At 43.5% G+C, this 26,735-nt stretch carries 31 protein-coding genes, 1 tRNA gene, 1 other RNA gene and 1 pseudogene; 15 read left to right on the forward strand and 19 right to left on the reverse strand.

What is annotated here, in order from left to right; all coding sequences use genetic code 11:
* Positions 1-303 precede the first annotated feature (303 nt).
* The gene (locus DSM107010_RS25500) at positions 304-606 is read left to right on the forward strand and encodes a DMT family transporter (RefSeq protein WP_258183971.1); all 303 of its coding nucleotides are present in this window, start codon (positions 304-306) and stop codon (positions 604-606) included.
* 5 nt (positions 607-611) lie between these two features.
* Here DSM107010_RS25500 and DSM107010_RS25505 read toward each other — a convergent pair whose 3' ends face one another.
* The 11 genes from DSM107010_RS25505 to DSM107010_RS25555 all read right to left on the reverse strand — a co-directional run bounded on the left by DSM107010_RS25505 (position 612) and on the right by DSM107010_RS25555 (position 10,746).
* A complete protein-coding gene (locus tag DSM107010_RS25505; RefSeq protein WP_015156259.1) occupies positions 612-1,784 on the reverse strand; it encodes an FtsW/RodA/SpoVE family cell cycle protein in 1,173 nt (390 codons plus the stop codon).
* 151 nt (positions 1,785-1,935) lie between these two features.
* On the reverse strand, positions 1,936-2,139 hold the full coding sequence (locus DSM107010_RS25510) for a phycobilisome linker polypeptide (protein ID WP_015156258.1): 204 nt from the start codon (positions 2,137-2,139) through the stop codon (positions 1,936-1,938).
* Between the two features lie 456 nt (positions 2,140-2,595).
* The gene (gene apcB / locus DSM107010_RS25515; RefSeq protein WP_015156257.1) at positions 2,596-3,081 is read right to left on the reverse strand and encodes an allophycocyanin subunit beta; all 486 of its coding nucleotides are present in this window, start codon (positions 3,079-3,081) and stop codon (positions 2,596-2,598) included.
* A 52-nt stretch (positions 3,082-3,133) separates the two neighbouring features.
* Positions 3,134-3,619 (reverse strand): allophycocyanin subunit alpha, encoded by a 486-nt coding sequence (gene apcA / locus DSM107010_RS25520; protein WP_015156256.1) that lies wholly within the window; start codon positions 3,617-3,619, stop codon positions 3,134-3,136.
* Positions 3,620-4,077: 458 nt separating this feature from the next.
* Positions 4,078-7,485 carry a phycobilisome rod-core linker polypeptide gene (locus tag DSM107010_RS25525; RefSeq protein ID WP_015156255.1) on the reverse strand — a complete coding sequence of 1,136 codons (3,408 nt, stop codon included), beginning with the start codon at positions 7,483-7,485 and terminating at the stop codon, positions 4,078-4,080.
* Positions 7,486-7,809: 324 nt separating this feature from the next.
* The gene (locus DSM107010_RS25530) at positions 7,810-8,370 is read right to left on the reverse strand and encodes a Uma2 family endonuclease (protein ID WP_015156254.1); all 561 of its coding nucleotides are present in this window, start codon (positions 8,368-8,370) and stop codon (positions 7,810-7,812) included.
* A 141-nt stretch (positions 8,371-8,511) separates the two neighbouring features.
* The gene (locus tag DSM107010_RS25535) at positions 8,512-9,150 is read right to left on the reverse strand and encodes a Uma2 family endonuclease (protein WP_106168707.1); all 639 of its coding nucleotides are present in this window, start codon (positions 9,148-9,150) and stop codon (positions 8,512-8,514) included.
* A 178-nt stretch (positions 9,151-9,328) separates the two neighbouring features.
* The gene (locus tag DSM107010_RS25540) at positions 9,329-9,823 is read right to left on the reverse strand and encodes a PIN domain-containing protein (RefSeq protein ID WP_106168708.1); all 495 of its coding nucleotides are present in this window, start codon (positions 9,821-9,823) and stop codon (positions 9,329-9,331) included.
* Positions 9,820-10,068 (reverse strand): UPF0175 family protein, encoded by a 249-nt coding sequence (locus DSM107010_RS25545; protein WP_015156251.1) that lies wholly within the window; start codon positions 10,066-10,068, stop codon positions 9,820-9,822. The genes DSM107010_RS25540 and DSM107010_RS25545 overlap by 4 nt, the downstream gene beginning before the upstream one ends.
* Before the next feature lie 18 nt (positions 10,069-10,086).
* Positions 10,087-10,521, reverse strand: coding sequence for a PIN domain-containing protein (locus DSM107010_RS25550; RefSeq protein WP_106168709.1), 435 nt, complete (start codon positions 10,519-10,521; stop codon positions 10,087-10,089).
* A complete protein-coding gene (locus DSM107010_RS25555; RefSeq protein WP_015156249.1) occupies positions 10,522-10,746 on the reverse strand; it encodes a hypothetical protein in 225 nt (74 codons plus the stop codon).
* Between the two features lie 261 nt (positions 10,747-11,007).
* Here DSM107010_RS25555 and DSM107010_RS25560 point away from each other — a divergent pair, with 261 nt between their 5' ends.
* Positions 11,008-11,214: a hypothetical protein gene (locus tag DSM107010_RS25560; protein WP_015156248.1), complete on the forward strand. Its 207-nt coding sequence runs from the start codon at positions 11,008-11,010 to the stop codon at positions 11,212-11,214.
* Positions 11,214-11,559, forward strand: a pseudogene (locus DSM107010_RS43110) (type II toxin-antitoxin system PemK/MazF family toxin). Before DSM107010_RS25560 ends, DSM107010_RS43110 begins: the two are co-directional and overlap by 1 nt.
* Before the next feature lie 124 nt (positions 11,560-11,683).
* Here DSM107010_RS43110 and DSM107010_RS25570 read toward each other — a convergent pair.
* The 5 genes from DSM107010_RS25570 to DSM107010_RS25585 form a co-directional block, all read right to left on the reverse strand.
* The gene (locus tag DSM107010_RS25570) at positions 11,684-12,004 is read right to left on the reverse strand and encodes a hypothetical protein (protein WP_015156246.1); all 321 of its coding nucleotides are present in this window, start codon (positions 12,002-12,004) and stop codon (positions 11,684-11,686) included.
* The gene (locus DSM107010_RS40015; protein WP_015156245.1) at positions 12,001-12,174 is read right to left on the reverse strand and encodes a hypothetical protein; all 174 of its coding nucleotides are present in this window, start codon (positions 12,172-12,174) and stop codon (positions 12,001-12,003) included. Before DSM107010_RS40015 ends, DSM107010_RS25570 begins: the two co-directional genes overlap by 4 nt.
* A gap of 257 nt (positions 12,175-12,431) precedes the next feature.
* A complete protein-coding gene (locus DSM107010_RS25575) occupies positions 12,432-12,605 on the reverse strand; it encodes a type II toxin-antitoxin system HicB family antitoxin (RefSeq protein WP_127024209.1) in 174 nt (57 codons plus the stop codon).
* A 48-nt stretch (positions 12,606-12,653) separates the two neighbouring features.
* On the reverse strand, positions 12,654-12,938 hold the full coding sequence (locus DSM107010_RS25580; RefSeq protein WP_015156244.1) for a hypothetical protein: 285 nt from the start codon (positions 12,936-12,938) through the stop codon (positions 12,654-12,656).
* Positions 12,928-13,227, reverse strand: coding sequence for a BrnT family toxin (locus DSM107010_RS25585; protein ID WP_015156243.1), 300 nt, complete (start codon positions 13,225-13,227; stop codon positions 12,928-12,930). Before DSM107010_RS25585 ends, DSM107010_RS25580 begins: the two co-directional genes overlap by 11 nt.
* Positions 13,228-13,327: 100 nt before the next feature.
* On the opposite strand from DSM107010_RS25585, the gene DSM107010_RS25590 reads away from it, so the two are divergent.
* From DSM107010_RS25590 to ssrA, 10 genes are all read left to right on the forward strand, one after another.
* A complete protein-coding gene (locus DSM107010_RS25590; protein WP_106168711.1) occupies positions 13,328-14,509 on the forward strand; it encodes a class I SAM-dependent methyltransferase in 1,182 nt (393 codons plus the stop codon).
* A 92-nt stretch (positions 14,510-14,601) separates the two neighbouring features.
* A complete protein-coding gene (locus DSM107010_RS25595) occupies positions 14,602-15,045 on the forward strand; it encodes an ATP synthase subunit I (RefSeq protein WP_015156241.1) in 444 nt (147 codons plus the stop codon).
* A gap of 56 nt (positions 15,046-15,101) precedes the next feature.
* Positions 15,102-15,863 carry a F0F1 ATP synthase subunit A gene (gene atpB / locus DSM107010_RS25600; protein ID WP_015156240.1) on the forward strand — a complete coding sequence of 254 codons (762 nt, stop codon included), beginning with the start codon at positions 15,102-15,104 and terminating at the stop codon, positions 15,861-15,863.
* A gap of 107 nt (positions 15,864-15,970) precedes the next feature.
* Positions 15,971-16,216, forward strand: a complete 246-nt coding sequence (atpE, locus tag DSM107010_RS25605; protein WP_008233924.1) for an ATP synthase F0 subunit C — start codon at positions 15,971-15,973, stop codon at positions 16,214-16,216.
* A 180-nt stretch (positions 16,217-16,396) separates the two neighbouring features.
* Complete coding sequence (locus DSM107010_RS25610; protein ID WP_015156239.1) at positions 16,397-16,825, forward strand: F0F1 ATP synthase subunit B'; 429 nt, start codon at positions 16,397-16,399, stop codon at positions 16,823-16,825.
* A 131-nt stretch (positions 16,826-16,956) separates the two neighbouring features.
* Positions 16,957-17,532, forward strand: coding sequence for a F0F1 ATP synthase subunit B (locus tag DSM107010_RS25615; protein WP_041463379.1), 576 nt, complete (start codon positions 16,957-16,959; stop codon positions 17,530-17,532).
* Complete coding sequence (atpH, locus tag DSM107010_RS25620; protein ID WP_015156237.1) at positions 17,529-18,086, forward strand: ATP synthase F1 subunit delta; 558 nt, start codon at positions 17,529-17,531, stop codon at positions 18,084-18,086. The genes DSM107010_RS25615 and atpH overlap by 4 nt, the downstream gene beginning before the upstream one ends.
* 133 nt (positions 18,087-18,219) lie before the next feature.
* Complete coding sequence (gene atpA / locus DSM107010_RS25625) at positions 18,220-19,737, forward strand: F0F1 ATP synthase subunit alpha (RefSeq protein WP_015156236.1); 1,518 nt, start codon at positions 18,220-18,222, stop codon at positions 19,735-19,737.
* A gap of 107 nt (positions 19,738-19,844) precedes the next feature.
* Positions 19,845-20,792: a F0F1 ATP synthase subunit gamma gene (locus DSM107010_RS25630; RefSeq protein WP_015156235.1), complete on the forward strand. Its 948-nt coding sequence runs from the start codon at positions 19,845-19,847 to the stop codon at positions 20,790-20,792.
* Between the two features lie 98 nt (positions 20,793-20,890).
* Positions 20,891-21,278: a transfer-messenger RNA gene (gene ssrA / locus DSM107010_RS25635) on the forward strand.
* A 513-nt stretch (positions 21,279-21,791) separates the two neighbouring features.
* On the opposite strand, the gene DSM107010_RS25645 is transcribed toward ssrA, so the two are convergent.
* Both DSM107010_RS25645 and DSM107010_RS25650 read right to left on the reverse strand, forming a co-directional pair.
* A tRNA-Gly gene (locus tag DSM107010_RS25645) sits at positions 21,792-21,863 on the reverse strand.
* 160 nt (positions 21,864-22,023) lie between these two features.
* Positions 22,024-22,359 (reverse strand): hypothetical protein, encoded by a 336-nt coding sequence (locus tag DSM107010_RS25650; protein WP_106167218.1) that lies wholly within the window; start codon positions 22,357-22,359, stop codon positions 22,024-22,026.
* A gap of 417 nt (positions 22,360-22,776) precedes the next feature.
* Between DSM107010_RS25650 and DSM107010_RS25655 the strand changes: the two genes are divergently transcribed.
* Together DSM107010_RS25655 and DSM107010_RS25660 are read left to right on the forward strand one after the other, a co-directional pair.
* Positions 22,777-23,514: a tetratricopeptide repeat protein gene (locus DSM107010_RS25655; RefSeq protein ID WP_015156232.1), complete on the forward strand. Its 738-nt coding sequence runs from the start codon at positions 22,777-22,779 to the stop codon at positions 23,512-23,514.
* 248 nt (positions 23,515-23,762) lie between these two features.
* Complete coding sequence (locus tag DSM107010_RS25660; RefSeq protein ID WP_106218780.1) at positions 23,763-24,644, forward strand: hypothetical protein; 882 nt, start codon at positions 23,763-23,765, stop codon at positions 24,642-24,644.
* 126 nt (positions 24,645-24,770) lie between these two features.
* On the opposite strand, the gene DSM107010_RS25670 is transcribed toward DSM107010_RS25660, so the two are convergent.
* On the reverse strand, positions 24,771-26,672 hold the full coding sequence (locus DSM107010_RS25670; protein WP_106167216.1) for a S9 family peptidase: 1,902 nt from the start codon (positions 26,670-26,672) through the stop codon (positions 24,771-24,773).
* Positions 26,673-26,735: the final 63 nt, after the last annotated feature.

Raw genomic sequence — 26,735 nt, forward strand, 5'->3', positions numbered from 1 at the left:
AAATTACCTTTGATGTAAAACTATTGCTATGTATCTATCTTAGCTCATTTAACCTTAAGTTTTTGTTTAAGTCTCGTTAGTGAATATTCCGTAAAGTTGCGGATGTCCAGCAGATGTACGGAGGAATAATCTATTGGTTAGCCTTTACGATACACGGTTTCTTAATAAAAAATTTATGAATCATGACTTTAGATTATTTAACACAATTGATAGTGACCAACCAAAAATAATTTAGTCAGCAATATTATGAGTCACTAAAAACCCAATTACAATTTCAAATACGAGCTAGATATGTATTTATTAATGGTTCTGATTTCAGCAATTCTTTTCACCATTGGCGGTGTATTCATGAAGCTATCTGAAGGGTTATCTCAGCCTATCCCTACCTTATTGGTATACATCTTCTTTATTGCTGGAGCAAGTATACAGACTGTTGCCATGCGTAAGGCTACGCTAGGAGTAACATATATTGTCGTATTAGGATTAGAATCAATCCTAGCAGTTTTATTTGGGGTTGTTTTATTTCAAGAAAGTTTGTCTTACATCAATGTCATTGGTGTCAGTTTTATTGTTGCTGGCATGGGTTTTTTACAAGGTAAAAAATAGAGATTTTAAACAAACCGCTCTTGTTTTCGCTCTTGAAAAGGTACAATTTCTGCTTCGCTACTTTCTCGGGCGACACGAATTAGCAATCCAGCAATAATTAAACTTGTCATCATTGAATTTCCACCATAACTCATGAGTGGAAAGGGTAGACCTGTAGTTGGTAGCGCTCCTGTCGCTACACCAATATTAAGTAAAGATTGCCCTACCATCAATATCATTGCCCCGATCGCAACTAATCTAAAAACTGGATTGCGGGCATTAAACGCTACAAGTAAAGCCAGAGTTGCATAAACCATCAACATTAATAATAGTAAAAGGCAACCAACAAAGCCGAACTCTTCAGCAAAAATAGCAAAAATGAAATCGGTGTATTGAATTGGCAAATAAAATAACTTTTGTTGTGATAAGCCAAATCCCTTACCCCAAATTCCACCGGAACCAATAGCAATTAAACTTTGTACTAATTGATATCCATGCCCTGATGCATCTTGCCAAGGATTACGGTACAACATCAATCGCTTCATTTGGTACGGTCGCAGCATTGCACTCAGCGCTGCAGTTCCAACTCCTAATAATGCCGCAGGTACTAAGTAAAGATAGGGTATGGCTGCTGCTAGCGCTACTAACCATATACTCATACCACACAGAGCGGTCATACTCAGATTTGGCTGTAGTAAAATCCCCCCTAGCATCAAAATAAAAATTAATATCCAGAGAATACGATTTCCTGGGCTAATTTGATGCCATCTACCAAAAATCTTCGCACTTTGGAGGACTAAAAATGGCTTGATCAATTCTGATGGTTGAATTGCTATAATCCTCAGATTCAGCCAGCGCATGGCACCATTCACTTTTATTCCCATTCCAGGAACAAAAATCAAAAATAGTAATCCTATTAAAATCAGAAAGAACCAATGGGAGACATTTAAAATTCTTTTAAGTGGGGCATGGATGACGTAGTTAAATCCTAATAATCCAATAAATATCCATGCCAGTTGACGCTTGACATAGTAAAAACCATCTCCCATAGTTTCGCCTTCGACATAGGAAGCAGAAAAGAGAACCGCTAATCCGATGAATAACCAGAGAAAGGTCATCCAATGCAGTAATCTTGGCAGAATTGCCCATTGGGAAACAGGAGGGAAGAAAAAGGTGACGATCCGGCGTAGCAGCTTCACGACAGCTATGGTTGTGTGAGGACAGTAGGAGTATAGCGGATGTTTTTGCAAAAGGGGCGATCGCGCTTTCAATCCGATACATATGTATAAAACTAGTAGGGGCGCACAACGGTGCGCCCCTACTAATTGAAACCTATGAAGAAAGCTGCAATTACAGCAAACCTGTATTCATTCCAGGCTTGCCAGTAGCTAATTGTACCTTCACAATTTTGCCACCCATTTTCATGATCCGTTGCTGCTCGCGGAACCAGTTGTCGTAAGGAACCAGTTTGGTGAAATAGGTATTTTGTAATTCGCGCTGCGTCCGAATCCGAGTTTGGCTAGGGACGCAAGCTGTTACCTTAAACATCCGCATCGTTCAAAATCTCCTGTAAAGAATGTAGAAAATTTTTGATGTCAACTTATTCGAGTGCTTGTCAGTGCTGCAACGTTCTTACCGAATTAGCACTCTTTTTATTTACTACCCCTAATTCTCCCATAAGTTTCACTGCTATTCGAGAGCGCCAGGTAGATTTTCTCAAAAACTTTTTAATGACTTGACGTGTTAATGACTACACGTGTAATTTTTCTCAGTTAACAGCAATTCCTGACAACTCTGCACAGACGTTAGATGTAACGTCTCTACACTGTTAACTGAATTAATCGAAGGCTGGGAGTAAATCGTCAATACTAAAGCGCGATCGCTTATACTCTTAACGCTGAGTCAGGTAGGCGATAGAACGTTCTAGCACTCACGACCGACTCCCAGACTTGATTTAGACGATTGCCTTAGTAGCCTGCGATCGCAGCTACTACTTTAAAGATCCAACTCTTAGCTCAAGCCAGAGCAGATGTAGTCAAAGTATACGCCCATTTCCTTACCAGCGTCGGGACCAGTCAAGCTAGCGGTGACTTCTTTCATCGCTTGGATAGCTTGTACAGTAGCGCCTACGGGTACGCCGAGGGAGTTGTAGGTTTCTTTCAAACCGTTGAGAACGCGCTCGTCGAGGATGGAAGGATCGCCAGCCAACATTGCGTAGGTGGAATAGCGGAGGTAGTAGTCGAGGTCGCGAATGCAAGCAGCATAGCGGCGAGTGGTGTACATGTTACCACCTGGGCGGGTGATATCAGAATACAGCAGGGACTTAGCTACAGCTTCCTTAACGATCGCAGCAGCATTAGCAGCGATGGTGGTAGCAGCACGAACTCGCAGTTCGCCACTTTGGAAGTAGCCTTTTAGCTTTTCCATAGCAGCGGTGTCCAAGTACTTACCTTGAACGTCTGAAGTGTTGATTACAGAGGTAATTGCGTCTTGCATTTCTTTGCTTCCTTATGTCACACGTAAAAAGATCGACAAGTAGACAAATGCTCTACTGCATAGCTCCGACGAGGTAATCGAAGTAAGAACCAGCTTCGCCAGCGTCTTCACCAGACATCATCGAGGTAGCTACGTTCTTCATAGCGCGAACGCCTTCTGCTACTGCTTCGATGGGTGTACCGAGGGATTTGTACATTTCGCGCACGCCAACAATCCCGATTTCTTCAATGGGAGTAACGTCGCCAGCTACAACTCCGTAGGTGATCAGGCGGAGGTAGTAGTCTAGGTCGCGCAAGCAGGTAGCGGTCATTTCTTGACCGTAAGCATTTCCACCAGGAGAAACAACGTCAGGGCGCTTCTGGAACAATTGGTCGCCAGCTTGCTTCACGATCCGCTCGCGATTGTCGGTCAATGCTTGAGCAATGCGCAGACGGCGTTCGCCGCTGGTAACAAAGCTCTTGATCCGATCGAGTTCGCCAGGGCTGAGGTAGCGAGCTTCTGCGTCGGCATTCACGATGGACTTCGTGACGATACTCATTTAACTGATTCCTCCAAAAAAATGAAACCAGGTTTATATATAACTGGTGTAATCGTGGGGGTGACTGATTGCCACTTCTGGATTTTACCGTAACCCAACAGCTTGTAGGCTATCAGAGTTATTTCGCTTCGCAGAAGACTTGCGCGATCGCATCTACACAAGTTGTTAATCTCAGTTACCTACCGCAAATATTTTGCGGCATTGCGTTCATCTTCTGATTCAGCTCTTAACAGTTTGTAACATTCTCTTTCAGAATTGGGACTGAAAAGAGGAGCTGGGGGGCTAGGGATTGCAATTAAACTCTGCAATTTTTCGCAATCGGAATTAGATCCCCCTAAATCCCCCTTAAAAAGGGGGACTTGCGGATCTTGCTTCCCCTAAAAACGGGAACTCAGGAATCTATATAGTTCCTATTCCCCCCTTAACAAGGGGGGCTAGGGGGGATCTTCCCGTGTCAATTACCGCTGCCCGAAGGACTGCGCTAACAACGAAGGAGATAGGTCAGACCAAGACTGCTTCACTAAGTCAGCTGCAGCCTTAACGCTACCCAGATAGTTACCAGCAGGGAGAGACGGATAGCGACGGTATGGCACTACGTCTTCGCCGAAGTACTGGGCATACTCTGGACTCTCCACCATCGCGTCTACAGCCGCTTTTAAGCCGCCCTCAGACAATAATTTGTTGTACTGTCTGATCTCACCCTGAGTTGCAGGTGCGCGTCCCAACAGGTGTCTGAACAGGAATTCAATTACCTTGGTGTTGGGATAGGGGGTGTAGAAGCGACGACAGTAAATTTCGGAGCTAGCCAAGGCACGGATAAATTCGCGCACCGAGATTTCACCATTACGCAGTTTGCTCTCCAAGTCAGAACGACGGAAGTAAACGGGTACTTGACCGCTAAATACATCCATGACCTGACAGTAAATCGCGTTGATAACTTGGGCGATTTCCCCTTGGTTGGCTCCCTGTGTCATGCGGTAGATCCGCGCTGGTTTGCGGCGAGTCGTACCGACACCAACTTCTACAGATTGTCCGCGTCCGTCGTTATAGGAGCGACCGAGTTCGATAAATAGCGGCTTGCTCTTATCGACTTGCCGTGCTTTGGCTGCCATATCCGCGATCGCTTTTGCCATTAATGGCATATTTTCCGTTGCCATGCGCGGTTGTACTGGCTCGAAGCTGGGAACGACAATATCATCGTTCTGCTTCGTCAGCTGGTTGTATAGCTTCTCGGTATTCGGGAAGTTAGCTGCTGGCAAGGTGGGGAAGCGGCGGTAAGGCACGTAGTATTCGCCAAATACCTGAGCGTATTCCGCACTGTTAACCATTGCTCCAACAAAGGCACGTAAACCTTGAGTAGCGAGGATTTGGTTATACTTGCGAATTTCAGCTTGATCGATGGGGGCGCGTCCTAAGAAATGCTTGGTTCCCTGCTCGATAACCTTGGTGTTGGGATAAGGAGCGTAAAACTCTTTGAGATATAAGTTTGAGTTTCCTAACCCTTCGATAAATTCCTTAACGGTAATTTCACCATTGCCTAATTTGCTTTCTAGGGCGGTGAATTCGTTTTGGGCGATGTAGGGTTCGATGTCGCGCTCGAAGATTTGACGGTAAGCAGCACGGATAACTGTTTGTACGGCTACTTTGTCGCTGTTTTCTTCTAGCTTGAAGATCTTCGTTTGTTCCCGCTGCTTGGTAACACCTTGAGCCACGCGAATCTGAATATCTGGCTGCGTCCGCATTTCGGTAACAGCACCCAGTTCGACAAAGCGGGGAGTTTCTTCTTTATCGACTCTTGCGCCAACATCTTCGCGAATGCTACCAGTACGCAGCGATCGCAGTGCTTGACCTTGAGGTGTCAGATAGCGCTCGTATGGTACGGTATCTTCCCCAAAAGCTTCGCCGTATTCCGGGCTGTCAATAATTGCGTCTACCAGAGCGTAGAAGCCCTTCTTGGCACAAATATCGAAGTACTTGTTGTTTTCTTGTCTGCCATAAGTTGGACGACCCAACAGGCGGCGGTGAATGTATTCGATCGCCTTACAGACATAGAATGGTGTCCAATACAGCTTGCGGAATAGATCCGATTTAGCTAAGGCACGGATAAACTCTCGAAGCGAAATTTCACCGTTTTCCAGTTTAATTTCAGCTACCTTCAGCCGCTGTCCTTCGTACACATCCCGTCCGAATACTTGTAGGTAAGCGGCGCGGATCACGGCTTGAGTCGAACTTTCCGAGAATCTAACGCTAGAAGTTGTAGGAGATTTTCTCCCACCCGTCGCTGGAATTTGATCCAAGCGGAAGACTTTCGCGCCCAAAGTGCCAGGGAATTCACCCCGCGCTCTCGGATTGCTGTTTTGGTTATTAATCCCTGGTCCTTGGTGGATCAAGATCCGCTTAGTATCTTTACCAAAAGGTGCAGGGCTGCTGCTAGGGTTGCGGGTTTCTTTCGGGAAGATTGCCCCAAACTGAATTTCTAACGGATCGTTACCAGAACCATACGGATGTTGGTCGGGTAGCGGTCTATTGTACGCCGCAAATGTCGTGATGAATTGCGGTACTTTGCGGAAGGGGGCGCTGTAATTGAGTAAGTCTTGTTGGGGACCCCAGTTACGACACTCTTGCGCTTCTTGACCCAGACCGCGAATATAAGGTACAGTCTCTTCCCCGAAGTAGTCGGAGTATTCCTGAGAATCTACCAGCGCGTCTATTAGTGCTGATAAGCCACCATTAGAAACAATCGAGAAATATTTCTGGACTTCTTCGCGAGAACTCGGACCCCGACCCAAAATGTGACGGAAAGCCAATTCTAGGGCGCGGCTGTTGATGAATGGCTCGTAAAATTGCTTGCGATACAGGGGCGATTTTGCTAAGCGGCGAATAAACTCTTTCATGGAGATATCGCCGTTCTTAACTTGAGATTCCAAGTAAGAAATCGACTGGCTGTAAGCGCGGGTAATATCGCGCTCGAAGACTTGGCGATAAGCAGCTTTAACAATATCGTTCTTTTCCGCTGCCGATAGCCCTGGTTTCATCGCATACTTGGGTCGTCTTTCTGCCGCATTAAAGTAGATTTGTGGCAGTTGTAACCCTTGCTGGTCGGACGAAGGACGCTGACGCAGTTTATTAGAAGGTGTAGGGGCTTTAAATTCTGTAATCAATACGTCCATGTACTGAGCAACAATATTTGCTGCTTCAGGATTCTGGCGGAAATAAGACAGCGCCGATGCCCGCATTTCCTGCAATGCGACAATGGTTGCTTCGCCAGAACAGGCGTTTTCAATGATCTCCCGCAGACCCCGCACGTTAACAGAGATAATATTTGGATCGCCAGCTACGATCGCATACGTCGCATAACGTAAAAACCACGACAAGTCCCGTAGGGATTTTTGCATGTTCCCAGGACCGTAGCGGGCGACGTTGATGGGGCGAAAACCAGGAGGTGTAGGACCACCGCCACCACCACCAGGACTAGCACTGAAAAGCGATCGCAATCCCTCTAAGAAACCGCCGCCCCGACTCTCAACGTAGGTGATAGTTCCTAACTGCATCCCTTGTTTGACATCAGGTACAGTTGCTGCCATCGCCATTTCTGTTTCTCTGGGTTTTTCCAGATAAGCCATTGGCGAACCACCGACAAAGATGCGGTTAGCGGCACGGGATACAATAATCTCAGAATTTTTTGTTAAAGTTTCAGCAATTTCTAGCCGCTTATTGCCAGAGGCGAAATAGTTGGCTAACTCGTCCAGTTCGCCCCGCCCTAAAAAGCGGTCTTGCTGTTCGGCTTGGGAAATGGTTGCGACTGCTAGCGTTTGATATAGTTGCGGACGTGCAACTGAGCTTCCACCACTTGCCTTAACACTCATTAGATTTCTTAAGCTCCCATCAATAATCGTTACTGTGTTAAGTCTGACCAGGGTGTGAATGAATTCACGTTTGTTTATTTTAGGTTTTTCCCTCCCCAGAAAGGGAATTTTTCTTCACTTATATGAGGTGACGATCGCCTGAAATCAACCTGGTCAGCTTTTAGATTAGAACGTTTTGGGGTCTTTACACCGCTATATTAAGAAGTGTGTAGTTTTCTCAATCTCAATGCCGTTGAATGTAGTCTTACTTACAACATAAGTACTGAGAAAAATTATAAGTTTTGTAACAAATACTGAATTTATGTGAGAGGCGATCGGCTTAACTTAAAGTTTTAGCCATCCGAATAGTTCGTCTGCTGTAAGTTGCATAGCTACTAAATCGGGAACGGGTAGAACTTGAGTAGGTTCTTGTAACAGTTGCGGTTGCTGTCCTAGCGGGTAAACTAAAAGCGATCGCTCGTCAGGATCGACTAGCCATCCCATTTTGCTACCGTGACTGAGACAATGAAGAATATTCCCAGTTACCTTAGTTTGGCTTTGGTCAGGTGAGAGAATCTCAATCGTCCAATCTGGAGCAGCTGCAAACGTATTAGCAACGTCTCCATTTTCATCTACGGGAATTCTATCCCAAGCAAACACGGCTACATCTGGTACAATTGAGCGTCCAGCAAAAGTACAGCGCAGTTCGGGAAAAGCGAGTGCTATTCGTTGCGGTTCAACTACTGCGTTAATTGCTGTTACTAGCCTTCCTTGTAACCTACTGTGTTTTCCTTGAGGCATTGGTTTTTGGATAATTCGTCCGTCAATATACTCGTTAGCTGGTTTTGTTTCTGGTAGCTTCAGAAACTCTTCTAAAGTCAGCTTTTCTACTGCTATCTGTGCCATGTGTTGCTCCTAATAACAGCGATTAAATCAATAATAAGTTGTGTGAGAGAGCGAGCGCATTTTTAGTGACATACCAAACATAACTACTAGGTTGAAACCTATGAAACTACCCAAAAACTAAAGTTCTCTAGTAACAAAATTCTATTCTTGAACCTGACTTTCAATCCACTGACGAAATGAACGAATAAGATCTAAGTAATCGATATTAGCATCCATAGCTTGTTGTAAAAACTGAGCGATTTCTGTAATAGCTACTTCTGGAAATGCCAAACTCTCATGAACTTGAATATATTGTCGATTTTGAAGTTGGTATATTTTCAAAAATTTGCCATCGTAGCGCCACACTTCCAGAACTTCAAGATCTGCGTAGACTGCTAAACGATTCTCGGAACTACTCGTAATATCAATTTCTATAACCAAATCTGGTGGTGGATCTGTATTTAGATCGAGTCGTTTTTTTCCTTGAACTGAGCGCCGATTGTGAATATAAAAACACTCATCGGGTTCAACTCCACTCAATTCTGGACGTTTAAAGGTTGTAGAGCCCAACGGATAAATTTTAACTTTTAACTCTTCAGCCAACGTTTCCACAAAACGACCGATAATTTTTTTATAAAATTCATGCTCTGGTGATGGAGCCATTATTTCTAAATTGCCACGGTAGTAAGTGAGACGCAAGCGGCGATCTCTCAGTTCGGCTAGCAACCGCTCGTAGGTTTCCCAGCTGATACCAGAAAGCTCAATTCTTTGTTCAAGTGGAGTCAGCGTGTCGATAGCCATAAGATCGTAAATGGAGCGAGTATAGTTTTAGTATATACATTAGGAAAAAGCAATCGCATTTTTGGCATAGCTCGAAAGTAGCCGCCAGGTTAAAAATTTTTTTAACTCGCTATCTACGATTTTAGTTCGCTTTAGGAAACCTATTTTATTTCATTTTTTACCTTGCTTTTGCTCGATATTATGATTCATCTACCCTATCTAGAATCAGAGCGTACAGGGCTGAAGATACTCTAAACTCAGACGTAGCAATTAGGCTATTTACTAACGGCTTGACGGCAATAATTAGATTTTGACGTTTAGATTCAACCAAAATACCTAATACTCCAGTAATCCTTATACCCAGACGATCGGCTTCGGCTCTACCACGACGTTCATCTATTAAAAGTAAATCAGCATTCAGTTCTAAAGCAAGAGCGATCGCCTCAGACTCTCCAAGATCCAACCTTACGTCACGCTGGAGCCGTTCAACGACACCGCGATTCACAACTTGCCTAATTTCAACCCAGGAAGCAGCTTGAATTTCGAGAGTTCCTAGCACTGGAGGATCGATGTCTACTAGTTCGCGATATACTGCTTCGGGAATAATAATTTGATTGTAGAGTTGGGGTAAAAGGTACAAGTGCTGAATTGCTGCTAAATTTGTGATAACTGATGTATCGCTGATGACAATCACAGCCGCCCTAATTCTCTCAGATTTTTCAAATCGAGTTCAAAGTCATCAACATCATAAGAGTAGAGTGGAATATTTCGCTGCTTGAGGAGTTGGCGAAAGACACTAGGCTTCATCTCCGCAAGCTGGCTAGCGTAACCCAAGCTTAAACGACCTATTTGAAACAGGTGCAAGGCAATTTCTTGGCGAAATTCATCTAGAGTTAGTCCAGATGCTTGAAGGATTTCGTCTGAGATTACAACACTCATAGCACTTTACCTCATCAATTATTTGAAGGGATTTACAATTGTCAGTTGCCGCTCGATAACTAAATTATCTTGCATATCTTCTGAATACAGAATCTTAGCATTTGTGGATAATGCAGTAGCAACAATCAAACCATCCCAAAATGACAAACTATAGCGAGTTCGTAAGTTAAATGCATTTATGAGAATATTGCTAGTTAACTTTACTACAGCAACTCGGTTATAAAAAGATTGAATAACTTGCTGAATTTGTTCCTCAGTAAATGCAGCTTTCCTAAGTAATACAGAACAAGTTTCATTTATAACTTGAGTACTGACAATACCATTTACGTTGTTAGTTAACTCGATTGCAATATATCGTTTTCTAACCTCAATAGCCTCATTATAATTTGGATCGGTTGTTAGACGGTAAAGCCAAACATTAGAATCAAGAAAACAAAGTGGATCGTTTATCATCTACCGCTCGTGCATTTCTTCCCGCGAAATCATGCGAATTCCTGAGATTGAAACAGGGTTTTGTGCTAACTCATCCATAATGTCGAATGGAGTTATTTGTTTTCTAGACTGCTTCAATATAACAATCTTTACAGTAGCAACTTCTGATAATTCTTGCTGATATTCTTCAGGAATGACGATCTTGCCATTTTCCACTCTGGCTTGAAATTCAACACTAGGCATCATTAATACTCCTAAACACTATGCTACTTCCTACTCTAAGCATAGCCGATCGCCCCGAAGCGTGATCGCAAAAGTCGATATACTTTCCTAAAAGCGATAACAACGTTTGCGCTTGACTAAGGTATTTTTGTTACATATCAAAAGTAGCCAATAGCTTGAAACTTACAGAACTATACAAGCTAAATCTGCTTGTCCAGATTAGTATAATCTTATAGAAACGCGATATTTTTCAGCTTTGCATTTACAGAACTAAAAACTAGAGATATGAACACACAATTGGTTGAATCCCTTATACAAGTAATTTTGTCACTTTCACCGGAAGAAAGAAAACTGTTAGAAACAAAATTATTTTGGGATACTTCTGAGCCTACAACCGATGAAATCATGAAACTTGCTCACAGCGGAGGAGCTTTCGAGTTCTTAGCAGATGAGCCAGACTTATACTCTCTTGAAGATGGAGAGCCTATCTAGTGAGTTTAGTAAAGGGTGATATAGTCCTGGCTCCATTTCCGTTTACAGATTTGCAGCAGACAAAACTACGTCCTGCTGTAGTAATATGGGCAGACTCTAGCAATCAAGACGTTACCCTATGTTTTATTTCCTCGCAAAATCTTTCTAATTTAGGCGTAGGGGAGTTTGTTATTGATTCTTCAGATTCAGAATTCGCGGGTACTGGATTAAAGGTAAATTCTAAAGTTCAGAGTAACTCGAATTGTTACCCTTGAATGTAAGTTAATTGCAAGGCGATTAGGTAAATTAGGAACGAATCAAGTTCAACGGTTGAACGCTGCTATGATTCAAGTTTTTCAGCTTTGATGAAAGTTGAAATTTAGAGAGATGAAGCGCGATCGCAAGAGCCGATATACTTCCCTAAAAGCGATCGCATTTTTGACATATATCAAAAGTAGCCGCAAATTAACCTACGGCTACACAAACAAACTTATTCTTTAATACCAAAATGCTTATATAGCATTTTCCTTAGTACATTACTACTACGCTTTACAAAATCGTCCTCAGACTCATCTACTTGTGGTTCACCAATTTGGTCACTCAATTCGGACAGGAAAGCATCGTTTTGAACTAAACTAGATACCTGTTCTGAAAACTTTTGTTCTTCATTAGGTTTGAAAAACGGTGATGTAATGGCGCTCATTGAAATAGCTAAAGAAGATTGAATACTAGCCAGAGATATGTTTGATGCTGGTAAACTCTGGTCTGATGACTCTATAGCGTTATCCATAAAATCTTTAAAGCTACTCATTTTTTATCCTGACCTTCATTTTTGTAATTTTTATAGTAAGCACGAATTATCTCTTCCATTGCTGAGATAACTAGTTCAATAATTTTACGTTTTGCTTGCTCAGGTAAAATATTCCATAGCTGCAAGACTAGAGAAGTTAACCATGATAACCAATTAAAGATGAACCACATACTTTTTCTTCAAGTGCATGAGAACAAACTAAATGTGCCTATCCATAGTGTTCCCCAAACTTATTAGAGTCAATCATTGTTGAATATAAAGTATGTAATTTCTGTATTTGTTACCACTTTTGTCTAGGCGATCGCCTCGCCCTATTCATCCGCCCGATAGTACCTACTACACTACATTGCGTCAAACCTTTAAAGCATTAGATCTGGGTTGCTGAACTTCACAACACGTACCCATAGTGCCAGAATTGAAATAGAAATCAAGCAATTTGAAGCGTGTTAGATTCGGGGATAGATTCACCTTCTGCTTGCCAAGCTTCCAAATACATTTCAATTACTTTCTCACCATTACGAATTGCTTCCTCGCGAGTTTTACCATGAGTACAAGGCATAACAACGCGATCGCCAAACTCTAGAATTGTGACTAGAAACAGTCTATTTTTATCAGACTATTATTATTTTATTACTTAAGTGAGTAGCATTCACTCATGAGTAGCTTCGCTAAGAGCTTTATGAATCAATTCATCACTTACACCATGACGTTTTAGACTGGCAATTAATGCAGAAACAGTATTACCTTCCAATCGCTCAATATCTACTCGAAGTCCCTGACCAATATATGCTCGAATTAAAGGCTGATAACCGGAGAATCCAAGTAGTGGCGCTAACCGTTTTAAATCGTCTACGACATCTTCAGGAATACGAATGGTAACAGCGATCATGGGGCGATTCTTATCTAATCGTTTTTTCAAAGTTTCAGTTTTCATAGTGTTCGCGCTCCTTACGTGTTGCTCTCCGAGCTGAAATAATCCGAATTATGTTGTCTTGATCGAACTCAATATGAACCACATATAAAAGATTCCATCGACTATCCATGCCAATAATTGCATCCCGTGCTTCATCATTGCGACTGGCATCAACCACAACTAGAAACGGATCGAAGAAGGCTTCTGCGGCTTGCTGAAATGTTATTCCATCATGCTTGTCAAGATTATTTCGAGCTTTTTCCTCATTCCATACAAAGGTAATGCCATTCAGCACGAAGTATGTGTCCATACCTCATAGTGTAGGCAAATCGTATTTACATTGTCAATACAATAACACCTGTAACCCGTATTCCGCTACACTACATTGATGCTGCCCTCATAGCCCATCCATGTCAGACTCCCAAAGCATTAGTGCTGCTGTCGCCAAACTCTACGATACGTATCCCTTTCCTCCAGAACCGCTACTCGACGAACCGCCACCTGGCTATAACTGGCGCTGGAATTGGCTAGCCGCCTATAGCTTCTGTACCGGACAAAAACCGCAAAAACAAGATATCCGCATTCTCGATGCTGGCTGCGGTACGGGGGTAGGAACGGAATACTTGGTTCACCTCAACCCACATGCCCAAGTTGTAGGAATCGATTTGAGTGCGGGTGCTTTGGCTGTGGCGCGGGAACGCTGTCAGCGTTCGGGTGCTAATCGCGTTGAATTTCAACACCTGAGTTTGTACGATGCGGAACAACTACCAGGGGAATTCGATTTAATTAACTGCGTGGGAGTGCTGCACCACTTACCAGATCCGATCCGTGGGATTCAAGCCATTTCATCTAAACTAGCCCCAGGCGGAATCATGCACATCTTCGTGTATGGAGAAATAGGGCGCTGGGAAATCAAATTAATGCAACAGGCGATCGCACTCTTGCAAAATGACAAACAGGGCGATTATCGCGATGGCGTACAAATTGGCAGAAAACTATTTGCTTCTCTACCAGAAAACAATCGTCTTGTCAAACGCGAAAAATCACGCTGGGCGATGGAAAATCAGCGAGATGAATGTTTTGCAGACATGTACGTTCATCCGCAAGAGATTGACTACAATATTGATACATTATTCGATTTAATTGATGCTTCTGGGTTAACTTTCTTGGGCTTTTCTAACCCAAATTTTTGGCAAATAGAGCGGCTTTTGGGCAAAGATCCGAGTTTATTAGAGAGAACTAACCCATTGAGCGATCGCGCTAAATATCGTTTAATTGAACTATTAGATCCAGAAGTTACCCACTACGAATTTTTCTTAGGTCGTCCGCCGCTACCGCAAGCCGATTGGTCGTCAGATGCAGCCTTACTCGCAGCCATTCCCGAACTAAACCCTTGTATAGATGGCTTTCCGAGTCGCTGCTTGTTTAACTACGACTATCAAATCGTTAATCTAACAGAAACCGAACTGGAATTTTTACAGGCTTGCGATCGCAACTTAACAATAGGTGAAATTTTAGCTAACGTAGAACTGGGCATAGAAGGGGTGCGATCGCTCCTTTCCCAACAACTAATCGTACTTTCGCCTGGTTAACTCTTTTTTAAGTATTGTTACCGTAACGTGGTATGATTCTACGTGGCTCATTAGAGTCGAAACATTAGCGTCAGCGTCATTTGCGAGTTTTTGTGAACTTGTCAGACGAATCAACAACACCAACACCTGCAACTGAGGAATCTCAACCTGGTTCCACTACCACACAAGACAAGACTTCCTCAATGCAAGAGTTTTATCAACTCTTCCAAGGATTATTGTCAATCACCCTTGGATTGACGGGGTTTATTTTTATCTCTGTGTGGATTTTCTATTCCCTCAACACTGCCCTGAACTATTTGCTCGGAGCAGTCACAGGTATGGTTTACTTAAAAATGTTGGCTAGAGACGTTGAGCGGCTAGGTCAAGAAAAAAGACAACTGAGTAAATCTCGGTTTGCCCTATTTATTGGTGTGATTGTAGTCGCAACTCAATTGCGTCAACTACAGATTCTGCCGATATTCTTGGGGTTTCTGACTTACAAAGCCACACTTCTCGTCTATACGATTCAATCTGCTTTCATTCCTAACTCTAAATAAGTTAGGAAACCGCAAAACCAATCGCCCCATTCTCGCTTTTTGGGAAAACTGCTTGAATGCAAATGCTTAGCGTCACAAACACCTTTAATTTATTCCCTCTTGCCTCGTTGGAAGTAGGTCAACATTTTTTATGGCAATTGGGCAATCTCAAAATTCATGGGCAAGTGTTTCTCACCTCGTGGTTTGTGATTGGCATTCTAGTAGTTGCTTCGATAGCAGCTACTCGGAACATCCAGAAAGTTCCTAGTGGTATCCAAAATTTAATGGAATACGCGCTAGAATTCATTCGGGATTTGACCAAGAATCAGATTGGTGAGAAAGAGTATCGTCCTTGGGTTCCATTTATTGGCACGCTATTTCTGTTCATTTTCGTATCGAATTGGTCTGGTGCTTTAATTCCCTGGCGGTTAATTAAGTTGCCATCAGGTGAATTAGCCGCTCCAACTAACGATATTAATACAACAGTAGCGCTGGCGTTGTTAACTTCTTTAGCGTACTTTTACGCGGGTTTTAGCAAACGCGGTTTAGGGTACTTTAAAAAGTATATTGAGCCAACGCCAATTCTGTTACCAATCGCAATTTTGGAAGATTTCACCAAACCTCTTTCCCTAAGCTTCCGACTATTTGGTAACATTTTAGCGGATGAATTAGTAGTAGCGGTTTTAGTTCTACTCGTACCTCTGTTTGTACCTCTGCCAGTGATGGCATTAGGTTTGTTTACTAGTGCGATCCAAGCCCTGGTTTTTGCTACCCTCGCAGCAGCATACATTCATGAGGCGATGGAGGGTCATGGTGGTGAAGAACATGAGGCTCATTAGAGCAACTCATGATGAAGTCAGAAAGTCGGAAGTCAGAGTTAATTGATAACTGATAACTGACAACTGAAAAGAAAGTTTGTTGTGTACTCAAAGTAAGGAAAATCAAGATGGATCCATTAGTTTCTGCTGCTTCAGTTCTAGCTGCCGCATTAGCAATCGGTTTAGCTGCAATCGGTCCTGGTATCGGTCAAGGAAATGCTGCGGGTCAAGCAGTAGAAGGTATTGCTCGTCAACCCGAAGCAGAAGGAAAAATTCGCGGTACTCTGCTGTTGACTCTAGCATTCATGGAATCGCTAACCATTTACGGTCTGGTAATTGCCCTAGTATTACTGTTTGCTAACCCCTTTTCCTAAAACCTAAATTCTTATCTTTGTAGAGACGTTCTTAAGAGCGTCTCTACAACTGAGTGAGAACTTTTTTCAATCGGATCGCGTGTAAATTGCCTCTCAAACAACAGAGGATTTTTAGAATATGAAAGGGTGGATGATGTTGCTTGGCATGAAAACAGCCATTCAAGCCAAAGGGGAGAAATAATGTTTGATTTTGATGCTACCTTGCCCTTAATGGCGTTGCAGTTCCTACTGTTGGCATCTGTATTGAATGTCATTTTCTACAAGCCACTAACAAAGGCACTGGACGACCGCGATAATTACGTCCGCACGAATAATGTTGAAGCAAAAGAACGTTTGGCGAAAGCAGAGCGATTAGCAAAAGAATACGAGCAGCAAATAGCAGATGCTCGTCGTCAATCGCAAAAAGTTGTTGCCGACGCTCAAGCAGATGCACAAAGAATAGCGGCGGAAAAAATAGCAGAGGCACAAAAAGAAGCCCAAGCACAACGAGAACAAGCAGCTCAAGAAATTGAGCAACAACGACAAGCAGCTATGGCTTCGTTGCAGCAACAGGTAGATGCCCTCAGTCGCCAAATCGTAGAAAAGCTGTTAGGAACAGTAACCAGTTGAACAGTGACCAGTGACCAGTGACCAGTGACCAGTGAATTCTAACTTCTGACTCCTGATTCCTGACTCCTGATTTCTGACTCCTGACTCATAACTGATAACTGATAACTGACAACTGACAACTGAAAATGTGGATGGGTATGATGGGAAGTTTTATCTGGTTGGTGACACAAGGTAGCCCACTACTTGCTGAAGCGGCAGAAGCAGAAGCAGAAGCAGGCGGGTTTGGTCTTAATTTTGATATTTTAGAAACAAACCTAATTAACCTGGCTATTCTTGTTGGCGTACTAGTATATTTTGGCAGCAAGGTAGTAGGAAAAACCTTGAGCGATCGCCGCGAGCGCATAGAAACAGAAATTGTAGCGGCAGAAAACCGCGCTAAAGAAGCAGCAGCAGCACTGCAAAAACAGCAGCAAAGATTGACAGAAGCTCAAGCGGAAGCCGAAAGAATTCGCCAAAGCGCGACAACGAACGCTCAACAAGCCAAAGAGCAAATCTTGGCTCAGGTGGGAATAGATATTCAACGCTTAAAAGAGACAGCAACTCAAGATTTAAATACGGCAAGAGAACGAGCGATCGCTCAACTGCGAGCTTCTGTAGTTGCAATGGCTTTACAAAAGGTAGAATCCCAATTGGAATCGGGATTAGACGAAAATATCCAACAACAAACAATCGATCGCAGCATAGCACTACTAGGAGGCAGTAAATGAGCAGCAATGCCATGAACGAACAGGTAGTGCAGCCTTACGCCCAGGCATTGATGTCTGTGGCGCGTAGTAATAACCTCACGGAACAATTCGGCGAAGATGCCCGTACTTTAACGAATTTGTTGCGGGAATCAGAGCAATTTCGTAACTTTCTCGCTAACCCCTTCGTCAGCATCAGCGACAAGAAGGCAGTATTGGGGCGAGTTGTCGGCGATAATGTCAACCCCTACATGCGTAACTTCTTAATGCTGTTGGTAGACCGCCGCCGCATTATTTTGTTAGAAGGGATTTGTCAACAGTATCTCGCCCTCCTGCGGCAACTGAATCAAACTGTTTTAGCCGAAGTCACTTCAGCTGTCGAACTGACTGAAGAACAAAAGCAAGCTGTGCGGGATAAAGTCATTGCCATGACCAACGCCCGTCAGGTAGAACTAGAAACAAGAATCGACCAAAGCTTAATCGGTGGTGCGATCGTCAAAGTTGGTTCTCAAGTGATCGACGCTAGTATCAGAGGACAACTGCGCCGCCTTTCTTTACGACTTACTAGCGGCACTTAAAAAGGACGAAGAAAGAAGGACAAGGGAGACAAGGAGGACAAGGAGGAAAAATTCTCCCCCCTCTCCCTTGTCTCCCCCCTCTCCCTTGTCTTCACCACTCCCGATTCCCAAAATTCCTTAACACAAACTCACCATGATCAGTATCAGACCTGACGAAATCAGCAGTATTATTCAGCAGCAAATCGAGCAATACGACCAAGAAGTTAAAGTTGCTAACGTTGGTACGGTATTGCAAGTAGGAGATGGTATCGCCCGGATCTATGGCTTAGAAAAAGCTATGGCTGGCGAACTCTTAGAATTTGAAGATGGAACCGTTGGTATCGCCCTGAACCTAGAAGAAGACAACGTAGGTGCGGTATTGATGGGTGAAGGTCGCGACATCCAAGAAGGCAGTTCCGTTACCGCTACAGGTAAAATTGCCCAGGTTCCAGTTGGAGAAGCCACAATCGGACGTGTTGTGGATGCTCTCGGTCGTCCGATTGATGGTAAGGGAGACATAAACACCTCAGAATTCCGTTTGATCGAGTCTGGCGCACCTGGTATCGTAGCGCGGCGTTCGGTATACGAACCAATGCAAACAGGAATTACCGCGATCGATGCAATGATTCCTGTAGGTAGAGGACAGCGGGAATTAATTATCGGTGACAGACAAACAGGTAAAACCGCGATCGCCATTGACACGATCATCAACCAGAAAACCGAAGATGTCATCTGTGTATACGTCGCGATCGGACAAAAAGCTTCCACCGTTGCTAACGTAGTCCAGACCTTACAAGAGAAGGGCGCAATGGACTACACCATTGTCGTTGCAGCTAACGCCAGCGACTCTGCTACCCTCCAGTACCTCGCGCCATACACGGGGGCAGCATTGGCAGAGTACTTCATGTACAAAGGCAAGGCAACTCTAATCATTTACGATGACTTGTCCAAGCAAGCTGCTGCTTATCGCCAAATGTCCTTGTTGCTACGTCGTCCACCAGGACGGGAAGCATACCCTGGAGACGTATTCTACCTCCACTCCCGCTTGTTGGAACGTGCGGCAAAACTTAGCACCGAACTAGGCGAAGGCAGCATGACAGCCCTACCAATTATCGAAACCCAAGCAGGGGACGTATCGGCTTACATTCCTACCAACGTAATTTCCATTACCGACGGTCAAATCTTCTTAACTTCCGACTTGTTCAACGCTGGTATTCGTCCGGCAATTAACCCTGGTATTTCCGTATCGCGGGTAGGTTCGGCAGCTCAAACCAAGGCAATGAAAAAAGTTGCTGGTAAGCTGAAATTGGAGTTGGCACAATTTGACGAATTGCAAGCTTTCTCGCAATTTGCCTCCGACTTGGATAAAGCCACCCAAGACCAGTTGGCACGGGGTCAGCGTTTGCGGGAGTTGTTGAAACAGCCACAAAACTCGCCACTATCGGTATTCGAGCAAGTTGCCATCCTCTACGCTGGGATTAACGGCTATATGGACGACATCGCCGTAGATAAAGTTACCACTTTCACCAAAGGACTGCGGGAATACCTGAAAACCAGTAAACCCAAGTATGGTGAAATCATTCGTAGCGAACGACAACTTACCGATGAAGCCGAAAAGTTGTTGAAAGAAGCAATTACCGAATACAAACAAACCTTCTTGGCAACTGCTTAGGTAATGGTTAATGGTTAATGGTTAATAGTTAATGGTTAATGGCAATTAACTATTAACTATTAACTATCAACGAATACCAACTACCAACTACCAATTACCAAAAGACGATGGCTAATCTCAAATTAATCCGCGATCGCATTCAGTCGGTCAAAAATACGAAAAAAATTACAGAAGCGATGCGTTTGGTGGCAGCGGCTAGGGTGCGTCGCGCTCAAGAACAAGTACTTTCTACTCGTCCGTTTGCCGATCGCTTGGCACAAGTACTGTATAATCTACAAACTCGCTTGCAGTTTGAAGATGTCAACCTACCGCTATTCAAAAAACGAGACATTCGCTCCATTGGTTTGCTGGTAATTACAGGCGATCGCGGCTTGTGCGGTGCTTATAATACCAACGTGATTAAACGGGCAGAAAACCGCGCCAAAGAACTTCAAGCTGAAGGCTTGGAATACAAATACATCCTTGTCGGACGCAAAGCCATCCAGTATTTTCAACGCCGCAACCAACCCATTGATGCAACGTATACGGGTTTAGAGCAAATTCCTACAGCGGCAGAAGCTTCTAATATTGCTGACGAGTTGCTTTCCCTGTTTTTGTCGGAAAGCGTAGACAGAGTGGAGTTAATCTATACCAAATTCGTCTCGTTAGTTAGTTCTCGCCCAGTGGTACAAACTCTGCTACCATTAGACGCTCAAGGTTTTGAAGCTGCAGACGATGAAGTTTTTCGGCTGACTACCCGTGGTGGTGAATTTGAAGTGGAAAGACAGAAAGTTTCTGCCACTGCACGGAGTTTTCCCAAGGATATGCTATTTGAGCAAGATCCCGTACAAATTCTCGATGCTCTGTTGCCTTTGTACCTGAATAACCAATTATTGCGTGCATTACAAGAATCTGCTGCTAGCGAACTGGCAGCACGTATGACAGCCATGAATAACGCCAGCGACAACGCTAGCGAATTGATTAATACCCTTACGCTGTCTTACAACAAAGCACGGCAAGCCGCCATTACCCAGGAAATTCTGGAAGTTGTCGGCGGTGCGGAAGCTTTGAAATAAGATTTCCCCAACCCCCCTTAACAAGGGGGCTAGGGGGGATCCTCTGTATCTGCCTGCCAAAATCTCCACGACGAATTATAATGAGATAAGAAGTACATGGGGCTTTCAAGGTTTCGACAGGTTGGCGAAAGCTGCTCTGTGATACAGGTCGAGAGTGAGTCTCCTCTCGTAAATCAAAGGCTCAAAAAAACGTAACTGCGAACAACATCGTTCCTTTTGCTCGTAAGGCTGCTCCTGTAGCTGCCTAATAATCTCTCAAAGATTCGAGCGCTTGTAGTTTGACTCCGTTAAGGACTACAGGCAAACCCCAACGGATGCTCTAGCAAGGTTTCTTCGATTTACTTGCTAGTTAAGACTTAATCGAAGCATCCTACGTGCGGGATAATGCACGATCCCCGCCTTGAGGGTCAAAAAGGCTAAGCCTGTGAACGAGTGGGGGGTTAATACCCAATTTGGACACGGGTTCGATTCCCGTAAGCTCCACTTAAAAACCAAAACTGAGTTACCCACCTTGATGTTAAATTCCGGGTGGGTAATTTTTTGGCGTAACCATAGATATAAAATGTTGGTGCGATCGCCACCGCAATAATACAGATTTTTCCCAACAGCGTCTTAAATTATTTCCGCAATCTTCACCAAGAAGATTAGCTGTTGCTTGTGCCAATGTTAATCTAGCAGACTTGCGAGCGGTCTTGACTAGTACTGCTAATTGTACTGGGTTCGTCAGCTATGAGAACTTGTCTGAAGTTTACTGTATTATTTCGCGTCTGAGAATTTCTATGAATTTCCAATTTAACTTGTTAAAGTTTCCACTGTGGCAATATTTGACTCAGCCTATATTTGATGCCAATACGAAATTAGTTCTCAATCCTCAACAGTTTGAGGCGCAACATAGAATCCTGCTTTTAGAGCGTTGCTGGTGTAAAGAGTACGACTCGAAGGATAGTTTTTTCAATAAGTAGGACGGGTGAAAAAACCGCATAATCCTAAAGTTTAGTAAGCGGGTGATGGGACTCGAACCCACGACATCGACCTTGGGAAGGTAGCGTTCTACCACTGAACTACACCCGCAACTTAGCTTTTGAACACATACATATCTGTATATCGTACTCAAAAAATACTCAATGGGCAAGAAGAAAAGAAGTCCAAGAGGCGGTGTACATATGGAAGCTGTCGGGAATTCGCTGAGAATCAGATTTATGGCAACCGCTGGTGGAAAACAAATATGCTTTCACCCATGAGATTTCCAATTTTTCACTACCTTCATGCATTCCTTTGTTGCCTTTAGGTGTTCCTGATTTTCCTTAACATGTTCCTGCGAAGCTTTGATAAACTCCTCTTTTGAGTTTTCATTGTGCTTCCGAGCCGCTTGGGAGTGTTTCAGTGAAGCATCAGCGTGTTTTTGCGCAGCCTTACCGTATTTTTCGATTAGCTCTCCATGCGTACTCTGTGGCTCTCCAAGATTTTGTAAGAGCTTTCCAGTTTCCTTAGTATACTTAGCCTGTTTCTGTGAGGCTATGGCGTGTTCCTCAGCAGCCAATGCATTCTCTTCTGACACCCCAGACATAACCTACCTACAGATAACTAAGTTTGTCTAGTGTAGCCCTGGTGTCTGCTTCTGCTCATCCGGCAATCGGCTGATTATTTGATATGTACTAATAAAATTCCCACCAACTAGCGTTGCGGTAGGAACGGCTGGTAGGAAGGACATGAAAAACCTATATTGTTGCCTTATCCAATATTGATTTACTAATATGCAGTTTTCATTAACCAATAGGCTGAACTATTTGTCATAAGTGATTGTTAATTAGAACACATACTAATCCTTACAGTATGTACTCTATTGCCTAGTTTTTACTGGAGAGATAGTAACGAATAATGTTTTCTAACTCATCAATGCTGTAAGGCTTGGTAACGCATTCTAGACAACCCTTGGAGATTCAAAAAGAGATTATCTACTCGCTGCTGAGACTAGTCCTGTGTTATGCTGCTGACGAAAGAAAATCTTGGTCAGAATTGGGGCTGCCAAATTATGGGTGCAGCGATCGCCCGTCATGTCATAACTGTATTAACAGCTAGCAGCTTGTTTGTCGCTCAACCAACATCAGCAATCCCTGCGAGCGAATACCGTGCCTTGGGATTATCCTATCGTGCAGCGGCAAAATATCCAGAAGCGATCGCGGCTTTGCAAAAGTCTGTAGAACTCGAACCGCAAAATCTCTCTGGACGAGTTTTGTTAGGCTGGACGCAACACCTAGCCGGACAAAAAGAAGCGGCGGCTGAGTCTTTAATTCAAGTTTTATATCGCGATCCGAATTCTATTCCAGCTCTCAACGCTTTGGGAATTGTTTATTTAGTCAGTGGTAAATTGAATGCTGCTGTATTCGTTCACGCATGGGCAGCAATTTTACAACCAAAAAATGAGATTGCCTATTACAATCTCAGCTTAGCTTTTGAGCGATTGCAGTCCTACGAACCTGCAATTAGTGCGGCAAAACGCGCCGCCCAGCTAGAACCAACCAACCCTCATCCTTTAGTTGCTCTCAGTCTCGCCCATTGGCAGAAGGGCGAGCGCGCTGCGGCTGAAGCTGCTTATCGACAAGCGTACAATCTAGATGCACGGTATGGCGATCGCATTTTTCTCAACCATCTCCTGCAAGCTGGGTTCAGCCAGTCGCAGATTGAGATGACAAAACACATTTTAGCCGCAACTTTTCCCTAACTCTCACTCGAAATGTAGTTTTTTAACAAGGTTTAAACAAAAAATAAATAAAATTTGCTTGCATAAATAATTAATATTGATTAACTGTTCTTGAACTTACAAGAATACTGTTATATACGAAACTATAGCAATCCTAGATGGATCGTGAAATCGATTGTCCGTATAGAGACGTTACATGTAACGTCTCTATACGGGAAACGTTCACACATCAATTTGGATTGCTATATAACCATTACTAAAATCTTTTTATGATGGATAATTCGTATCCCTTCGAGGACAATCAACTTATAGAAGAATTAGCTAGAAATCTCAATTTGGCAACACCAGAATATTCAGCATTGCCAGAAGCAGAGAAAACAATAGATCGGCGGGCGATTGAAGATGTATTTAACCTACTGCTAAGATATATCATTCTGAAACAAGAAATATACATTTCTACATCGAATTTATCCAATCGACAACAAATCACAACTATCTTCGATCGCCTTGCTCCGACAATTTGGATGAAGCTATCTATAATTGGAGCGAGTTTTTTTATTTCGGCTGCTATTGGATTAGGTTTGTTCAATCCAACAGCAACAGCACCTATCAGAATATATATTTATCTTTTTGGTTTTTTTGGCTTATTGTTTGCCATCCTTTGGGAAGTTAGATGGTTAAGACAGTTATCGAGTCAACAAGTAATTCGCAACCCAAAAGAAATAGCCTGTTTGGATTTTGAAGTAACTAGAGCACACGCGATTGGCTATGAATTAGATTTAGTCGATAAAATTATTAAAACGGCAAATTTCAGCAAACAAGCGCTCCAGTATGTTGAAAATAAAATTCACTCCGAACTATCATTTCAGACGCAACAGGTAAATCTAGCACATAAAATTATTAAAATAGCTGCAATTTTTATTGTTCTAAGCTTAGTTTATACTTCTATGCCCTTGCAGCTTTTACTAAACTCAATTTTGTTAAATAACCTAGCAATACTCAACTCTATCGTGGCAGTTATAGCCGTATTGGGTGCAGGTGTAATTCTATTTGTAGAATGGGTGGGAGACACAGTTGTACAGAGAAAAATTATTAGCTACAAAATTTGTGAGAATATATTAAAACAAGCGCGAGTGCTGTTAGAAGATTGATTTGTCTTTCATTAAGAAATCGGCAGTTGGAAGTTGGAATTCAGCAGATAATATTTACCTCTCACCAACTACCAACAACCAATTACCAACAACCAATTACCAATTACCAATTACCAATTACCACCCTCATTTCTCCACTCCTGAATGCCCTACAAGATCGCCCACAGGTTCAAATCGCCCGCCTAAGTATTTTGCTAAAAATTCCTCGGCTTTAGCATAGAAATGCAAGCGATTTTCGGGACGGGCAAAACCATGTCCCTCATCTGCGTACAGCAGATATTCAACTGGTCGATTGGATTGCCGCATTGCTGCCACAATTTGTTCGCTTTCTGCTTGTTTTACCCTCGGATCGTTAGCTCCCTGTCCAATTAACAAAGGTTTTTGGATGCGATCGCAGTAAAATAAGGGCGATCGCGATTTGAGAAATTCTGGTTCCGTCTCTAAATTTCCCAAACGATGAGCAAACATAGCTTTCATCGGTTCCCAGTAAGGCGGAATACTCTGCATCAGCGTAATTAAATTGCTGGGACCGACGATATCAACTCCAGCTGCAAATACCTCTGGCGTGAAAGTTAACCCCGCTAGCGCCGCATAGCCACCGTAGGAACCACCCATAATCGCTACTTTTTGAGGGTCAGAAATACCTTGTTCTACTAACCAATTGACTGCATCGATCAGATCGTCGTGCATCTTTGCGCCCCATTCGCGGTTTCCCGCATTCAGAAACGCCTTACCGTAGCCAGTAGAACCGCGAAAATTGACTTGCAATACCGCATAACCTCGGTTCGCCAGCCATTGCACTTCTGGATCGTAACCCCAAGTATCCCGCACCCAAGGACCTCCATGCACTAGAAGAATTGTTGGTAAGTTCTTAGCTGCAATTCCTACAGGTGTTGTGAGATAGCCGTGAATTGTTAACCCATCTCTTGTAGGGTAGGAGACAGGTTGCATGGTTGCTAATTGCAACTCTTCGAGTTTGGGTTGGTTGCTAAAAAGTAAAGTGCTACTTTTGGTCGTGCGATCGTATGTGTAGTAGTAAACTGGTCCATTGTCAGTGATGTAAGTCACTAACCAAGTTCGATCTGCCAAGTCACGGCTAGTAATGTTGTATTCTCCAGGGCGGACTTGGGCAATTACTTCTAGATCGTCAGCTATACTGCGATCGAGAATTTGCCACTCTTGTTTGTCGCGGTAAAAAGAAACCGCTTGCAGAACACGATCGGTTGGGTGAACGATGACACTATCAACATCGTATTCTGGATCTTCAGCAATAACAGTCTCTTGACGAGTCGCTAAGTCTAGGGCGAGGAGGCGTTGGGCGTTAGCATCGTGACTGCCGACGATATACAAAGTTTTGTCATCAGCAGAAAAACTAACAGCGTAGCCTTCATCCTCAGAACTCCAGTGGCGTAAATTTTCCCAAGCTGCCTGTGGGGATTCGCGGTAAAGTAGGTCGTACCCACCATCAGCCGTAGCTGCGATCGCAGCTTGAACTTGAAACTGAGTATTCACAGTCCAAGAGACAATGTTACCTGGGTTTTCCGTGTCAAACTCTACTGCCCCATTTTTGAGGTTAACGCGGTAAACATCGTGCTTGCTTAAATCTGGCAAATTTAATCCCACCAAAAATTCATGCGGGAAGTTATGGTCTAAGGCGAGGGGTTGCGCCTGTACCCCTTGAAACGGAGTCAGGTCGCGGACAATATTCGTATTGATATTGACTGCATAACAGTGCCAGTTTTCATCGCCATCGGCATCTTGAAGGTAGATTAGCTGTTCGCCATCAAACGTCCAGAAGTACATGCGGATACCCCGTTTTTTATCCTGGGTCAGTTGGCGATCGTCTTGTTGTCCTACAGTACGCACCCACACTTGAAGGATATTTTTTTCATCTGGAGCAATATACGCCAAATACTTGCCATCTGGGGAGAGTTGAGGACGGGCGCGTTCTGGGTTGCCGAAGAGAATTTCCCGTGGAATTAATGGTGGTAGTTGCGTTTGAGGTTGACTGACTGTTGTTGTCACCATACTTGCCTCCTGATAATTGCTCTTTTACGATTGTTACCGCAATTGAGCAAAAGCCGCAGGATG

Origin of the sequence: Chroococcidiopsis cubana SAG 39.79, from assembly GCF_003991895.1 — a bacterium.
Classification (GTDB): domain Bacteria; phylum Cyanobacteriota; class Cyanobacteriia; order Cyanobacteriales; family Chroococcidiopsidaceae; genus Chroococcidiopsis; species Chroococcidiopsis thermalis.